General features: G+C 63.7%; 14 protein-coding genes. 10 read left to right on the forward strand and 4 right to left on the reverse strand.

Annotated elements, in window-relative coordinates; translation table 11 throughout:
• The first annotated feature begins 52 nt into the window (after nt 1–52).
• The 3 genes from GD606_RS11015 (at nt 53) to GD606_RS11025 (ending at nt 3900) form a co-directional block, all read left to right on the forward strand.
• Nucleotides 53–2851, forward strand: coding sequence for an ATP-binding protein (locus GD606_RS11015; protein ID WP_176629278.1), 2799 nt, complete (start codon nt 53–55; stop codon nt 2849–2851).
• Nucleotides 2852–2855: 4 nt separating this feature from the next.
• Nucleotides 2856–3224 (forward strand): response regulator, encoded by a 369-nt coding sequence (locus GD606_RS11020; protein ID WP_163303783.1) that lies wholly within the window; start codon nt 2856–2858, stop codon nt 3222–3224.
• 67 nt (nt 3225–3291) lie between these two features.
• On the forward strand, nt 3292–3900 hold the full coding sequence (locus tag GD606_RS11025; RefSeq protein WP_163303782.1) for a chemotaxis protein CheC: 609 nt from the start codon (nt 3292–3294) through the stop codon (nt 3898–3900).
• A gap of 81 nt (nt 3901–3981) precedes the next feature.
• Here GD606_RS11025 and GD606_RS11030 read toward each other — a convergent pair whose 3' ends face one another.
• From GD606_RS11030 to GD606_RS11040, 3 genes are all read right to left on the reverse strand, one after another.
• A complete protein-coding gene (locus GD606_RS11030) occupies nt 3982–4458 on the reverse strand; it encodes a FlxA-like family protein (protein WP_163303781.1) in 477 nt (158 codons plus the stop codon).
• A 529-nt stretch (nt 4459–4987) separates the two neighbouring features.
• Nucleotides 4988–5443, reverse strand: a complete 456-nt coding sequence (locus GD606_RS11035; protein WP_163303780.1) for a hypothetical protein — start codon at nt 5441–5443, stop codon at nt 4988–4990.
• A gap of 131 nt (nt 5444–5574) precedes the next feature.
• Entirely contained in the window at nt 5575–8103 is a 2529-nt protein-coding gene (locus GD606_RS11040) for a sensor domain-containing protein (RefSeq protein ID WP_163303779.1), read from the reverse strand.
• A 183-nt stretch (nt 8104–8286) separates the two neighbouring features.
• On the opposite strand from GD606_RS11040, the gene GD606_RS11045 reads away from it, so the two are divergent.
• The 5 genes from GD606_RS11045 to GD606_RS11065 all read left to right on the forward strand — a co-directional run bounded on the left by GD606_RS11045 (nt 8287) and on the right by GD606_RS11065 (nt 11844).
• Nucleotides 8287–8580 carry a hypothetical protein gene (locus GD606_RS11045; RefSeq protein ID WP_163303775.1) on the forward strand — a complete coding sequence of 98 codons (294 nt, stop codon included), beginning with the start codon at nt 8287–8289 and terminating at the stop codon, nt 8578–8580.
• Nucleotides 8510–8701: a type II toxin-antitoxin system HicA family toxin gene (locus tag GD606_RS11050; protein WP_163303778.1), complete on the forward strand. Its 192-nt coding sequence runs from the start codon at nt 8510–8512 to the stop codon at nt 8699–8701. Before GD606_RS11045 ends, GD606_RS11050 begins: the two co-directional genes overlap by 71 nt.
• Before the next feature lie 62 nt (nt 8702–8763).
• Nucleotides 8764–9162 carry a type II toxin-antitoxin system HicB family antitoxin gene (locus tag GD606_RS11055; protein ID WP_163303777.1) on the forward strand — a complete coding sequence of 133 codons (399 nt, stop codon included), beginning with the start codon at nt 8764–8766 and terminating at the stop codon, nt 9160–9162.
• A 216-nt stretch (nt 9163–9378) separates the two neighbouring features.
• A complete protein-coding gene (locus GD606_RS11060; RefSeq protein WP_163303776.1) occupies nt 9379–11076 on the forward strand; it encodes a glutamine--tRNA ligase/YqeY domain fusion protein in 1698 nt (565 codons plus the stop codon).
• A gap of 351 nt (nt 11077–11427) precedes the next feature.
• The gene (locus tag GD606_RS11065; protein WP_163303817.1) at nt 11428–11844 is read left to right on the forward strand and encodes a hypothetical protein; all 417 of its coding nucleotides are present in this window, start codon (nt 11428–11430) and stop codon (nt 11842–11844) included.
• Between the two features lie 297 nt (nt 11845–12141).
• Here GD606_RS11065 and GD606_RS11070 read toward each other — a convergent pair whose 3' ends face one another.
• Nucleotides 12142–12339 (reverse strand): hypothetical protein, encoded by a 198-nt coding sequence (locus GD606_RS11070; RefSeq protein WP_163303816.1) that lies wholly within the window; start codon nt 12337–12339, stop codon nt 12142–12144.
• A gap of 199 nt (nt 12340–12538) precedes the next feature.
• Here GD606_RS11070 and GD606_RS11075 point away from each other — a divergent pair, with 199 nt between their 5' ends.
• Complete coding sequence (locus GD606_RS11075) at nt 12539–13282, forward strand: N-acyl homoserine lactonase family protein (RefSeq protein ID WP_163303815.1); 744 nt, start codon at nt 12539–12541, stop codon at nt 13280–13282.
• Between the two features lie 10 nt (nt 13283–13292).
• A complete protein-coding gene (locus tag GD606_RS11080; protein WP_163303814.1) occupies nt 13293–14216 on the forward strand; it encodes an SH3 domain-containing protein in 924 nt (307 codons plus the stop codon).
• The last annotated feature ends 82 nt before the right edge of the window (nt 14217–14298 follow it).

Genomic DNA, 14298 nt, shown 5'->3' on the forward strand with positions numbered 1-14298 from the left:
TCCCGCCGTAAGCAGGCGGATTTTCCCGTTTGGCCGTGCTGCGCGAGAATCCATGAACATACGTACTCCCCTGATATTTTGCGAAAATCTGCGGCGCGTTCGCCAGCAGGCCTCCCTCGACCTGCCTGGAACGGCCCGTCGGGCCGCCATGGACAGCGACCGGCTCCGCGCTCTCGAGGCCGGAACCTCGGACCCTTCGCTTTCTGAAATCTGCGCCCTGGCCCAGGCCCTGGGGACGACGGCTGCGGCCCTGGTCGCCCATGACGACGCGCAGGCAAAAGCCGCCTGGGACAAGGAAGAAATCCGTCGCCTGGAAAGGGCCTGGTCCAGCACCCCCGACCTCATCTGCGTCATCGACCGGGATCTGCGCTACGTCCTGGTCAACGACGCCTATCCCGCCCTGCTGGGCATCCCCCGGGAACGTATCCTCGGAACCCCGGCAGGCCTCCTGCTGCCCGCCGCAACCTTCGAGAGGGAGGCCAAACCCCGTTTGTTACGCTGCCTTGGCGGCGAGACCGTGGAGTGGCAGGGCTGGTTCGACCATCCGCGCACCAGGGAACAAATCTTTTGCGTGTGCCGCTTCATGCCGTGGACCGATCCCGTCACTAAAGCCCCCCACGTCATCATCATCATCCGGGAGCAGACCGCCCAGCAACGCATGCTCGAAAACTTGCGGGAAAGCGAGAAAACCACCTCCTTGCTCTTTCGCGTCTCCAACATCATCGCCGGGTCCGGCGAGACCGAGGAAGTCTATCCCATCATACGCCGCATCCTGGGCGAGGTCATCCCCACGGAACATTTCTATGTGGCCCTGGTGGACCACCGGCATGACCGCCTGGATTTCGCCTATGTGGCCAGCGACAGGGACCGGGATCTGCCCCCTGTGGAGAGGTTGAGTCGGCTGGCGCCCCCTCTGTCCAAGGACAACTTCGGCGACTTCAAATGCGGCAACCTGCTGACCGAGGTCATCCGCACCGCCCACCCCCTGTGCGTCACCCGGAAGGTCATGCGTATGACCGGCATGGCCTGCCCCGGGGCCCTGCCCGAGGTCTGGATGGGCGTCCCCATACGGGTGCGCCAGGAAGTCTTGGGGGTCATGGCCGTCAAGCAATTCGACAGGCATGCCCGCTACGCCAAAAAAGACATGGACATCATGCTCTCGGTGGCCGAGCAACTGGCCTACGGCGTGGACCGCCGCCGCACCATGGCCGACCTGCGCGCCGCCAAGGTGGAGGCCGACCGGGCCAACCGGGCCAAAAGCGACTTCCTGGCGGGCATGAGCCACGAGATCAGAACACCCCTCAATGCCGTGCTGGGGCTGGCCGACCTTTTGCTCGCCTCCCGCCTGGAACCCGAACAGATCGACTACCTGGAGACCATCCGCGACTCGGCCCGGCATCTGCTCACCGTGGTCGGCGACATCCTGGATCTGTCCAAGATCGAGGCCCGGCGGTTGGACCTGGAAGATATCGACTTCGATTTAAGCGGGGTTTTGCGTTCCACGGTCAAAACCTTCGGGACCATGGCCGCCAAAAAGGGGCTCTGGCTGAACCTGGATCTGTCCCCCAGCGTCCCCCGCCATCTGCGCGGCGACCCGAACCGGCTGCGCCAGATCATCATCAACCTGGTGGGCAACGCCCTCAAATTCACCGAGTCGGGGGGCGTGACCATCCGCGTGGCCCATGCCGAACCGGCCACGAAGACCAAGGTGGTGCTTCGCTTCGAGGTCACGGACACGGGCATCGGCCTCCCCCGCCAGCAGTCAGCGACGCTTTTCAACATGTTTCGCCAGGCAGACGCGTCCACAGCCCGCAAATACGGCGGCACGGGCCTTGGCCTGGCCATCAGCCGCCAACTTGTGGAGCTCATGGGCGGCAGCATCGAGGTTTCCTCCGCGCCGAACAAGGGCAGCACCTTCCGTTTCACGGCCGTCTTCGCCCCGGGGAGGCCCACGCTCAAGACGGCCAACATCCCGGCCCCGGCCGCCAACGCTCCGGCCGACCGCGCACCGGCCTACATCCTTTTGGCTGAAGACAACCCGGTCAACGTCAAGCTGGCCGGAGCCCATCTGCAAAAGCTCGGCTACCGGCTCAGCGTGGCCCAAAGCGGCGTCCAGGCCCTTGAGGCCCTGGCCCGGGAGCGCTTCGACCTGGTGCTTATGGATGTGGAGATGCCGGGCATGGACGGCGTGACCGCCTCGGGCATCATCCGCACCGGAGGCCCGGCCGACCACCCGGTGCTCGATCCCGACGTGCCCATCGTGGCCGTGACGGCCCATGCCTCGCCCGAGGTGCGCCGCCGCTGCCTGGAGGCGGGCATGGACGAATACCTGACCAAGCCCATCAATTTCGCCGAACTGGCGGCCATCATCCAGCGTCTCCTGCCAAGCCAGGGGAAGACCCCGCCCGCACCGCCCCCCGCACCGTCCCCTGTTGCGCCACAACCGCCTGCCGGGCCGACGGACACGTCGCCGCACAACATTTTGGACACCCGCGCCGCCATGGAACGCCTGGGCATCGACCCGGCGGGCTATGCGCCCATCCTGGCCGTTTCCGCCCGGGAGATCGACAAACGCCTGGAACTGTGCCGTACGGCCCTTGCGCAGGGAAACCTGGCCGACCTGGCCCTGCACGCCCACACCCTCAAGTCCACCACCTCCACCATCGGCGCGGGGCAAGGCGCGCAATACGCCCGCAGCCTGGAGCATGCCGCCGATGCCGGGAAACTCGACGAAGCGGCTGCGCATCTGCGCGACTTGGAAAAGGAGTTGCATGAGGTGGCCGTCTGCATCCAGGCCGCCTTGCGTCAAATCACCACTGTCAAACCGGCGGGGCCACCCCTGCGGAGCTGATCCGATGCCCACCATTTTGATCGCCGACGACTCCATGTTTCAACGTTTCCAGACCTCCAAGACGGCTGTCGAGGCAGGATACGACGTGCTTGAGGCCAAAGACGGCCAGGAATGCCTGCAGTTGATGCTGGAAAAACGGCCCGACGTGCTCCTTTTGGATCTCAACATGCCTGCCCTGGACGGTCTGGCCGTCATGGAACGCCTGGCCGCCGCAGGGGCCATGCCCGCCAGAATCTACGTGCTCACCGCCGACATCCAGGACACCACGCGCAAACGGTGCATGGACCTGGGCGCCTACGACTGCATCAACAAACCCGTGGATCAAGGCGTCCTTGGCAAACTACTGGCCGAGGCCCGCGCGCTTCTGGGGTAAGCGAGGCCGATACCGGCATGTCCCGGTTTGTCCGGCCGCCAGGATGCGGCCGTCGAAGGAGCGTTCCATGGAACTGACCCCCATGCAACTGGACATCCTCCAGGAGCTTATCAATATCGGCGTCGGCCGGGCGGCGGGCATGCTCAACCGCATGGTCAGCACCCACATCCAGTTGCAGGTGCCGGAACTGGTGGTGCTGTCATCGAAGGAATTTTGTTCCCGCTACGGGACTCGGGGCAAAGAGATCTTTTCCGCCGTTCAACTGACGTTCTCCGGACATTTCTCGGGCCTAAGCGCCCTGATCTTTCCGCCGGAGAGCGCCTCGCGGCTGGTGAACATCATCCTGGGCAATTCCGTCGTCTCCGAGGCCGAGGCCGAGGCCATGCGCGTGGAGACCCTTCAGGAGGTAGGCAACATCGTCTTAAACGGGGTCATGGGCTCCATCGGCAACATCCTCAAGGAAAACATCGTGTTCTCCACCCCGGACTATGTGGAGGAGCGTTTCGAGCAACTGGTGTTTTTCGGGGAGCATGGCGAGTCCGGGGCCATGGTGCTCATGGCCCGCACCCAGTTCACCATCAAGGATCATCTTATCGAGGGCGAGGTGCTGATCCTGTTCAGCCTGGCGTCCTTCGACACCCTGCTGGCGGCCATCGACACATTGGGCGCATCCTGATCCATCCACCCGGCCGACAACGCGCCAAGGCCCCGTCCAGGAACAAAACGGGGCCTTGGCCGTATCCGATGCCCGGCCCGGCTAGGTAAGGGAGGAGGCCATGCCTTCGGCCGAGGTGCCTCCGCTGCTGGTGGATTCTGTAAGTTCGGTCTGCAACTGGGTGAGTTGGGCCTGGTACTGGGACAACTGGGCCTGCAGGTTCTGGACCTTCTGCTGCTTCTGATCGTCCGGGAGGTCTTCCTGCTGGGCTTCCTCGATCTTCTCCTGCAAGTCTTCGATCTTTTCTTCTACCTCGTCGATTTGATCCTCGATGTCCGAGGTTTCCGTTTCTTCGGATTCTTCGGATTCGCCTGAGCCCGACGCGCCGCCGGACTTGGAAGAGGACGAGGCCGCCAGCTTGAGGCCCTCGGCGGAGATGGTCACGGTGTCGCCGGAGTCGGTGGTCGCGCCCGACGAGGAACCGCTTTTGCCGGTGGACTCGGCAGAGTTGGTCTGGGAGGTTTCCGTCAGGGACGTGGACGTGGAATACAGGCTGGAAGCGGAAATTTCGAAGGACATGTGGTACCCCCTGGTCTTTCGTACAAATGTACTGCTCTTATCGGCCAGAGGCGAACATGCTTTAGGCAGGATGCAGGTATTTTCAAAAATACTTCGTGGTTTCATTTATCGTGCAATACATTGCACGAACTCACGTCTGCAGAACTGCGTCGAACACCTTGTCTGTTGCGTATTTGAAAGGCATGCAACCCGAACCCTCCCCTGCCTCCATCCATGCACACACCTGTCTGCACAATTGCACATTGCACAAAGAGCCTTGCACAACGCCGCTGAAATCATCACTTACTAAGCATCCCTCCCCATCCGTCCCCGCGCCGGGCAAATCCTGCGCCCGAGCCTTGAGCGCCAGCCGGGACGGACGAACCGCATCGCACGCCGGGCGAACCCTGTCGGAGGCTCGGGCCCCGGCCATCCGGCGGGAGATGGCGGAACCCCGGACGCGACGTATCCCCAGGCCACGGCCGCCACAAATGAAAATGGCCCCGGATCGCCGCGATCCGGGGCCATTTGAAACGAATGCGCGCCCCCCTCAGGTCAGGGACATGGACGCCCCCTCGGCCCGGGTGCCGCCGGGGTTGCCGCTGGAGCCGGTCAGCGCCTTTTGCAAATCGGCCAGTTGGGACTGGTACTGGGAAATCTGGGACTGCAGCATCTGAACCTTTTGCCGCTTTTGCTCGTCAGACAGGTTTTCCTCCTCGATCTGACGGATCTGTTCCTGAAGCTCCCTGATCAGCTTCTGGATGTCCTTCATCTTGTCTTTGATTTTGGTCGCGGAAGCGCTTTCGTCCGAGTCCTCGTCCTGCTTTTGCGCCGCCGTGGCAGCCAGCCGCAACCCTTCGGGCGAAATCGTCACCGTGTCGCCGGTCGTTGCGGAGGAATTCGCGGCCGTGGCGTTTTCGGCCGACGCGGCCGCCTCGGTCGTCTCCGTCCCCAATACCGATGCCGACAACGTGAAGGAACCAATACCGGAAAGAATGGTCGCCATGGTTTGCTCCTTTGTCATGTGCAAAGCGTCAGGCCTCTTATCGGACAACTTGTGCAAAACTTGAGCAAAAAAACACATTTTGTGCGGATTTTCGAAACGGCCTGCGGCAAACCTGGGCTGCGGCGGGAAAATCAGGCAGGCGGGGTACCGAGGGAACAGGCCTCGGCCAAGCGACGCTGGTAATCCAGGATGTAGCGTTCGGCAGCAATGCTGTCCACGGGCCGGGAGAACATGTACCCCTGAGCCTTGTCGCAGCGCACGTCCTGCAGGCGGGCGAACTGGTCCTCGTGCTCCACGCCCTCGGCGATGACCGTCAGCCCCAGGTTGCGGGCCAGGGAGATGATGGACTTGACGATCTGGATGTTGTCTTCGGCGTTGTCCGATCCGCTGATGAACGACCGGTCGATCTTCAAATGGTCGATGGGCAGTTGGCGCAGATAGCTCAACGAGGAATAGCCCGTGCCGAAGTCGTCCACGGCGATGCGCACCCCGAGCGCCTTGAGCCGGTTGAGCTCGTGTATGGAATGGCTGGTGTCCTGCATGAGCACGGATTCGGTGATTTCGAGCTTGAGCCGCGCCGGGTCGATGCCCGTCTCCTCCAAGACCTGGGCCACATATTCCACCAGCCCGTCGCGCACGAACTGGCGGCAGGAGACGTTGACGCTGACGCTTAGGCGTTCAGCCCCGGGGATGGTCTTCTGCCATTTCCCGAGCTGGCGGCAGGCCTCGACAATGACCCAGCGGCCAAGGGGCAGGATGATGCCCGTCTCCTCGGCCAGGGGGATGAACTTGTCCGGCGGCACGATCCCCTTCAGGGGGTGGTTCCAGCGCACCAGGGCCTCGAAGCCTTCCAGGGCCCGGGTGTCCACGTTGACGATGGGCTGATAATGCAGAACCAACTCGTCGTTGGACAGGGCGTCGCGCAGTTCCGCTTCAAGGCTGATGACCTCCAGGATCTCCTTATGCATCCTGCGGTCGAAGATCATGTACGGTTTGCCGGTTTCCTTGGCCCGGTACATGGCGATGTCCGCATCGCGCAACACGTCCTCGGCGCTGTCGTATTCCTTGGTGCGCAGCACGATGCCGATGCTGGCCCCGGGGTACACCTCGTTGCCGCAGATGGTGCAGGGCCGCCGCAGGGTCTCCTGGATGCGCTCGGCCACGGTGAGCACCTCGCGCTTGATTTTAAATTCCTCCAGAATCACCGCAAACTCGTCCCCGCCCAGGCGGGCCACGGTGTCCACGGAGCGCATACAGGATTTGAGCCGCGCGGCGATCTCCACCAAAAGCATGTCCCCGGCGGCATGCCCCATGCTGTCGTTGACCGCCTTGAACTTGTCCAGGTCGATCATGAGCACGGCATACTGGTAGTCGCCCCGGCGTCTGCTCCGGGCCAGGGCCCGCTGCAGGCGCTCGGCGAAAAGGCTGCGGTTGGGCAGATGGGTGAGGGAATCGTGGAAGGCCTGGTGGGTGATCTGCTCCTCGAAGGCCTTTCGCTCGGAAATATCCTGATAGATGTAGACGACGCCCCCGGCGGCCTCGCCGCTTTTGACCTGAAAGCCGATCATGGACACGGGGATGAGCCTGCCGTCGCGATGCCGCCGGTATGTTTCACGCTGCACGGTGTTGCCGGACAGGATCGCGGCCCGAAAATTCTCGCATTCGGCCAAAAGATCCTCGGGCACGATGAAGGTGCGCATCCCGAAGCCCTTCATGTCGGCGGCCCGGTAGCCGAAGAGTTCCTCGAAGCCCTTGTTGGCGTCCAGGACGTTGCGGTTGCTGTCGATGAGGATGATGGCCTGGGGCGAATTCTCAAAAAGCTGCCGGAAATAGGCCCGCTGGGCCTCCAGGGCCTCCTCGGCCCGCTTGCGCTCGGTGACGTCCACCACGGTGCCCTCGTAGTGGTCGATGTCCCCTTCCTCGTCAAAGATGGCCCGGGCGTTCTCGCTGATCCAGATGATCTCGCCGCCTTTTTTGCGGATGCGCGACTCGAAGTTCCACACCTCGTTGTATTCGTCCATGATGCGCACGAAGTCGTCGCGGCGGCCCGGGTCCACGTACAGCTGGTTTTTAATGTCCTTGAAATGTTCAATGAGCTCGCCGGGCGTATCAAAACCGTAGATGCGGGCCAAAGAGGGGTTGACGTCCAGATAGCGCCCGGCCGGGGTGGTCTGGAAGATGCCTTCCACGGCGTTTTCAAAAATCGAACGGAACTTGCGCTCGGCCCCGCGCAAAAGCTCCTCGGTCTGTTTGCGGAGGGTGATGTCGCGGTAGATGATGAAGACGTCGCCCGGCAGGCTGTCCCGCCTGCCGTCGGCCGGGATGCAGACCATGGTCACATGCACCAGGGAGCCGTCGCGCCGCCTGCGCAGGGTCTCCCGGTGTTCGTCGGCCTTGCATTCGATCCATTCCGCCGGATCGTCGGCCGCCCGTTCCCCGGGCATGATGAGTTCGGCCAGGTCCGCCCCGATGCTCTCGGCCGCCGCATAGCCGAAGATGCGCCCGAAGGCCTGGTTGACCAGCAGCACCCGGCCCGTCTGGTCGCGCAGGGCCACGGCGTTGGGAGAACCTTCAAAGAGCGTGCGAAACACTGCGCCGGATTCGCCCCCGCCGGGGGCCAGGAAAGCCGGGTCGGTCGGATCTGAGAGAGGATTCGTCATGCGTAAGTCACTTGAGCGTCGCGTTGCGGGAAGGTTAGCAAGAATTTTACCAATTTGTCAATGTCCTGGAATTGCTGCCATTGCGCAGGCCCTTCCCCCTTTCGCCGACAAAATCGTCTGCCTTTCTGGACAATTTTGTCGGCCGCCAGGCCGCCGCCGGGAGACGCCCCGTCGGCGGAAACCATGGAACGCATCGGGCCCGGTTCAGCCAAAACCAAGACCTACGAAAGCATGGAGATTCGCCGCGTCGCGTGCAAGGCATCGCGGGAGGCCATGGTCGAAACGGCCCGACTCACCCTCAAGGCCGCTCGAAAGGGCGGACTTTTATATATTTTTTATGTATTTTTTATTGACAACTACGTAAAAATTACACATTTTAATGTCAACGCCGAACGGGAAGAAGGACATGCCGAGCAGTACGGAAATCATCAAGAGGCTCAAGGCGGCCGGGTGGGTTCTGAAAAACGCGAAAGGTGACCACCACCACTTTGAACACCCAGACAAGCCCGGCAAGGTGACCGTCAAACATCCCGCGAAAGACCTCAGCGTAGACCTCGTAAAGAAAATGGAGAGGCAAGCGGGGATAACACTGAGGTGAGGCGGGGGCGAAAGCGTCCGCCGCCTTTGGCCGGATGAAAAAGAGAAAAAGGAGCATCGAACATGAACGCTTACCCCGCGCTTTTTGAGCGAAACGAAAAAGGGGGCTTCGTGGTCTCGTTCCCCGACCTTCCGGGATGCTTCACCGAGGGCGACACCGAGGTCGAGGCCATGACCATGGCCGTGGACGCCATGGATGGATACCTGGGGCTTTTGCGCTCCAACGGGGAGGACGTCCCCGTGCCGTCGCCGTTGTCCGGCGTTGCCGTCCCTCCAGGGGGATTCCTGGCCCTGGTCCCGGTCCCGGGAAACGATCCGGAACCGATCCCGGTCCGCATCAGTGTCTCGATCAACCAAAAACTGCTCACGGACATTGACCGGAGAGCCAAGCGCGAAGGGATGACCCGCTCCGGATTCCTGGCGGCCGGGGCAAGGCAACTGCTTCGTCAGCTTCAGGAATAAAAGCGTAGCCAAAGGGGCCGGAATCGTCTCCGGCCCCTTTTGCATCCACACATCCTCCGTTTTCAAAGACCCCCGGCCGGATTCAGCCAGTACCCCGCCGTCTGCCCGTTTGACCGCAGCCCCAAGTTCTTCTATCCTTTTTGCCCCATTGCGGCCCATTGCCGCGACAGGCGGGGACATCCCCCCGCCCCCCAAAGACAACACCGAGGATTCCCCATGACCGCCACCGGCACCGACACAAAAGGCGCGCCCGCACCTTCCCGGGACTTCATCCGCACCATCATCGACGAGGACAACCGCACCGGCAAATGGGCCGGGCGCGTCCAGACCCGCTTCCCCCCCGAGCCCAACGGCTACCTGCATATCGGACACGCCAAGTCCATCTGCCTCAACTTCGGCATCGCCAAGGAATTCGGCGGCCAGTGCAACCTGCGCTTCGACGACACCAACCCCAGCAAGGAAGAGGTGGAATACGTCGAATCCATCCAGGAAGACGTGCGCTGGCTGGGTTTCTCCTGGGACGACCGGCTCTTTTACGCCTCGGACTACTTCGAAAAGCTCTACGCCTTCGCCGAGCACCTCATCGAAAACGGCAAGGCCTATGTGGACGACCTGACGGCCGAGGAGATCCGCGCCTACCGGGGAACCCTCACCGAACCCGGCAAAAACAGCCCCTACCGCGACCGCTCCCCCGCCGAAAACCTCGACCTCTTCCGGCGCATGCGGGCGGGCGAATTCCCCGACGGGGCCCGCGTCCTGCGGGCCAAGATCGATATGGCAAGCCCCAACGTGGTCCTGCGCGATCCCACCTTGTACCGCATCAAGCACGTGCATCACCACCGCACCGGCGACGCCTGGTGCCTCTACCCCATGTACGACTACACCCACTGCATCTCCGACGCTTTGGAAGGCGTCACCCATTCCCTGTGCTCCCTCGAATTCGAAAACAACCGCCCCCTCTACGACTGGGTGCTGGACAACATCCCCGCCCCCTGCCACCCGCAGCAGATCGAATTCGCCCGCCTGAACCTGGGCTATACCGTCTTAAGCAAACGCAAGCTCATCCAACTCGTCACGCAAGGGCACGTCTCCGGCTGGGACGACCCCCGCATGCCCACCCTGTGCGGCGTGCGCCGCCGGGGCTACACGCCTTCGGCCATGCGCGACTTCTGTGACCGCATCGGCATCTCCAAGGCCGACAACCTGGTGGACATGGCCCTCCTGGAACACTGCCTGCGCGAAGACTTAAACCGCAGCGCCCGCCGCGTCATGGGCGTGCTAAACCCCGTCAAGCTCATCATCGAAAACTACCCCGAAGGCGCGGTCGAACACATCGACTTCCCCTACCACCCCGAAGACCCGGCCATGGGCAGCCGACCCGTGCCCTTTACCCGCGAACTCTACGTCGAACGCGACGACTTCCAGGTCGAGGCCCCGAAAAAATGGTACCGGCTGGCCCCCGGGGCCGAGGTGCGCCTGCGCCACGCCTACTACGTGACCTGCACCGGCTTCGACGTGGACCCCATAACCGGCGAGGTCGCAACCATCCGCTGCATCCACGACCCGGCCACCAAGGGCGGCTGGTCCACGGACGGACGCAAGGTGCGCGGCACCCTGCACTGGGTCAGCGCCGCCCACGCCATCCCCGCCGAGGTCCGCCTTTACGACCGCCTCTTCACCACCGAAACCCCGGCCGACGGCAAGGCCGACTTCCTGACCTTCTTAAACCCCGACTCCCTGAAAACCGTCACCGGCGCCAGGCTCGAACCCAGCCTGGCCCAGGCCGCCCCCGGCGACATCTTCCAGTTCGAACGCCTGGGCTACTTCTGCAAAGACCGCGACTCCACCCCCGAGACCCCCGTCTTCAACCGCTCCGTGGCCCTCAAAGACTCCTGGGCCAAAGCAAACAGGTAATCGGGGCTGCCGCCCCGCACCCCGCCCGGGGGGACGATTGTCCCCCCGGACCCCCCGTCGCCGGGTGAGGCCCGTTGCCGCGAAGCGGCAACGGGCCTCACCCGGAAACGCGGGTATTCCGGCAGGGGCACAGGCCTCCGGCCAGGAGTCGAAGCCCATGGAACCGGAACTTTGCGGCTCCCTGGACGACGCGGTGCGTCGTCCAGGGAGCCGCACGTTACGGGGTCCAGGGGGTTTAACCCCCTGGCGGGGGGCGCGGGGGGCGGCGCCCCCCGCACGGTTTTCATTGCGCTGCGTGGTGCGTTACGGTATTGTGTCATCATCAAAGGTTTCTATATGGAGGATAGCCCTATGCTTGGCATGGAAAAACGCATTCACGCATTATATGGCGACGAGGTAGGCAAGGAAGCGGACAACCCCAAGACCGTGGAGCGCGAGACCGCCGGGGCGGCCCGAGCCGGTGTGGCCCTGGCCCTTCTGGCCATTTTGATGGCCGGGGCGGCCTATTTCGGCATGGACGCCAAGGTGGCCGGACTGGACAACAAGATCACAGCCCTGGCCGGGGTGGAGACGCGCATGGCGGCCCTTGAGGAACGGGCCGCGCGGCTTCCCGACGAGGTGCGTCAGGTCCTGGTGGCCGACAAGGTGTTGCAGATGGCCCGCATGGCCGAGCAGATCACCCCGGCCCTGACCACCCCCGAACAGAAGGCGGCCATGGCTGCGGTCATGGAGAATCTGGCCCGCGTCGGCCAACCGCCCCTGAAGTAGACGTCCCGGGCGCTTGCCCGGCGCATGCAGACGCACGGCAGGGAGCTGTTTTGAGGAAACGCGACAGGGGACGGCCGCCTGGACGGTCGTCCCCTGTATTTTTGCGAAGTCGCCCCGCGTGGATTTTTGTCCGGATTCCCGAACAGCCCCGCAGCCGTCGCCCGGCCGGTCACCCGGCACGCGCCGGGCAAGGGGCCCTTCGCCATCCGCCCCTGGCCCGCACCACGGGGCAGACCGCACACAAGCGGGCCGCGCCGCCGCAGACCGGCCGTCCCATCCAGGCCCGGCCCCGTGAACCTAACCGGTTCTCACCAGCAGGCTTCCCTTGAGCGAATTTTCCAGAAGGGATTCCTTGGTGGTGGCCATGGCCAGGGCTGCGTCCTGTTCGGCGTTGCGCGCATCATTGCTCGTCTGCATGAAGTCCATGAGCAGCTGGTTCTGTCGGATGGATGTCTGGGTCTGGGGCATATCGGATATCTTGACTATCGAGGACATGAGCTCGTCTCCCGTTTTTCCGGTTCTCCGGCGCAGCACGCCTTTGCGTATCGTATCGGCCGCGCGCCACGGGTTCTTTAGGTTCAGGCTCCCCGTGTACGCCCCTTTTCTTGCCGCACCCCGGGCTTTACGCTAGACCTTGCCTCACACGTCCGCCCCGGCCATCCCGGCCGGGCGGGGACGCGACAAGGACGACGCCATGGCCACCTGGAAAATCCACCCCATCGTCATGGGCACCAAGCGTTTCGACAAGGGCATGATGACCTACCAGCAGGGATACGGCACGCCGTATGTCATCCCCATTTATTGCTGGTACCTGGAGGGCGGGGACAAAAAAGTCCTGGTGGACACGGGCGAGATGATGCCCGTGATCACCGACGACCGGGAGAAGGCCATCGGGGGAAAGATCTACACCTTCGCGGAGGGATTGGCCCGCTTCGGCCTGACCCCGGAAGACATCGACGTGGTCATCCACACCCACCTGCACAACGACCATTGCGAAAACGACGCCGCGTGCGTGAACGCCCGGTTTTACGTGCACGAGAAGGAACTTGAGCACGTCCACAATCCCCATCCCCTGGATTTCCGGTATCTGGAGGACTACATCCTGGATGTGGAGGAGAACGGGCAGATCGAGGTGGTCACCGGCGACCGGGAAATCCTGCCCGGCATCCGGGTCATGCACACCCCGGCCCATACCGAGGGGGGACTGACGGTCTTTGTGGACACGAAAAGGGGCACGGCGGCCATCACCGGCTTTTGCACCATACTTGAGAATTTTTATCCTCCCAAGGAGGTGCGGGCCATGGAGATGGAGGTCATCCCCCCGGGAACCCACGTCAACGCCTATGCAGCCTATGACATCGTAAAAAAGGTCCGCGACGGCGCGGACATCATCCTGCCCCTGCACGAGCCGTCGTTTGCGGCCGTGGAAACCATCTGAGGAGCCCTCCATGCCCCTGACCCGCAGCATGTTGCTTTTCGCCGTGGCCCTGGCCCTTGCCGCACTTTTGGGCGGACCCGCAGCCAGTCCGGCCGCCGAACAGGGCCGTTTCGTCATCGACGACGACGGGCACGACCTGCGGGCCTCCGCCAGCGCCAAGGCCGCCTCCCTGGGCGGGGTGTCCCGGGGGGAGATCGTCACGGTGCTGTCGCGCCAGGGCGGCTTTAGCAACGTGCGCACCGAGGACGGCCGCACGGGCTGGGTTCCGGACAAGGTGGTGCGGGGCGAGGCCGCCTATCTGGCCGACCCGCGCAATCGGGAACTGGTCCTGTGCCCGAAGGAGATGGTCCGGACCTTCCCCCTGAAGCCGACCGGGCATGAGGGCGCCGCCACCCTGGTCTTGCGCGACGTGCCGTCGCTTTTGGGCGGCGACGCCCAGGCCGCCCTGACCGACGCCTCGGGCAAGGCCCTCTGGCAGGGGCCGACCCAGGGGGCGGGCGGCGACCCCACGGTCTTTTTCTGCCGGGACTTCGGCTTCTACTGGCCCCAGGCCGCAGGCGACCTGGACGGCGACGGCCGCATCGAGATCCTGGCCCAAGACCCCCAGTCCGATGTCTCGGTCAGCTCCTACACCCTGATCCGCTTCTCCCGCGAGTTGGTCCCTTCGGTGGCCTTTTCCGGACGCGGCCTGGTGGAGACGCCCCTGGGATCGGGACGATTTTTGTGGACTGATCCGGACTTTCCCTCCCAAAACGTGCGGTGGATCATGAACGTGGCCACCGTGGCCGCCGACGGCACCATGACCGTCCCGGTCTATGAATATGCCGGGCTGGCGGGCTCCGAGCTGCGCACCGGCACGGCCAAGGTGCGCCTGGAGGCCGACGGGGCCGTCCTGGTCTCCTGGGTCAAACCCCTGGCCAAGCCCGCCGACTGATTCCCGCTTTACCGGGCCTGGCCGCGCCGGGGCGCGTCCGGTCAGACCCGGTGGCTGTCGCCTGCGGCCCGATGCGGCCACA

Origin of the sequence: Desulfolutivibrio sulfodismutans DSM 3696, assembly GCF_013376455.1 — a bacterium.
GTDB classification, from domain to species: Bacteria; Desulfobacterota; Desulfovibrionia; order Desulfovibrionales; family Desulfovibrionaceae; genus Desulfolutivibrio; species Desulfolutivibrio sulfodismutans.

Excerpts from the sequence above, each read along its gene's own strand:
- GD606_RS11015 (WP_176629278.1), top strand. The coding sequence starts at position 53 with ATGAACATACGTACTCCCCTGATATTTTGCGAAAATCTGCGGCGCGTT.
- GD606_RS11020 (WP_163303783.1), top strand. The coding sequence starts at position 2,856 with ATGCCCACCATTTTGATCGCCGACGACTCCATGTTTCAACGTTTCCAG.
- GD606_RS11025 (WP_163303782.1), top strand. The coding sequence starts at position 3,292 with ATGGAACTGACCCCCATGCAACTGGACATCCTCCAGGAGCTTATCAAT.
- GD606_RS11030 (WP_163303781.1), bottom strand. The coding sequence starts at position 4,458 with ATGTCCTTCGAAATTTCCGCTTCCAGCCTGTATTCCACGTCCACGTCC.
- GD606_RS11035 (WP_163303780.1), bottom strand. The coding sequence starts at position 5,443 with ATGGCGACCATTCTTTCCGGTATTGGTTCCTTCACGTTGTCGGCATCG.
- GD606_RS11040 (WP_163303779.1), bottom strand. The coding sequence starts at position 8,103 with ATGACGAATCCTCTCTCAGATCCGACCGACCCGGCTTTCCTGGCCCCC.
- GD606_RS11045 (WP_163303775.1), top strand. The coding sequence starts at position 8,287 with ATGGAACGCATCGGGCCCGGTTCAGCCAAAACCAAGACCTACGAAAGC.
- GD606_RS11050 (WP_163303778.1), top strand. The coding sequence starts at position 8,510 with ATGCCGAGCAGTACGGAAATCATCAAGAGGCTCAAGGCGGCCGGGTGG.
- GD606_RS11055 (WP_163303777.1), top strand. The coding sequence starts at position 8,764 with ATGAACGCTTACCCCGCGCTTTTTGAGCGAAACGAAAAAGGGGGCTTC.
- GD606_RS11060 (WP_163303776.1), top strand. The coding sequence starts at position 9,379 with ATGACCGCCACCGGCACCGACACAAAAGGCGCGCCCGCACCTTCCCGG.
- GD606_RS11065 (WP_163303817.1), top strand. The coding sequence starts at position 11,428 with ATGCTTGGCATGGAAAAACGCATTCACGCATTATATGGCGACGAGGTA.
- GD606_RS11070 (WP_163303816.1), bottom strand. The coding sequence starts at position 12,339 with ATGTCCTCGATAGTCAAGATATCCGATATGCCCCAGACCCAGACATCC.
- GD606_RS11075 (WP_163303815.1), top strand. The coding sequence starts at position 12,539 with ATGGCCACCTGGAAAATCCACCCCATCGTCATGGGCACCAAGCGTTTC.
- GD606_RS11080 (WP_163303814.1), top strand. The coding sequence starts at position 13,293 with ATGCCCCTGACCCGCAGCATGTTGCTTTTCGCCGTGGCCCTGGCCCTT.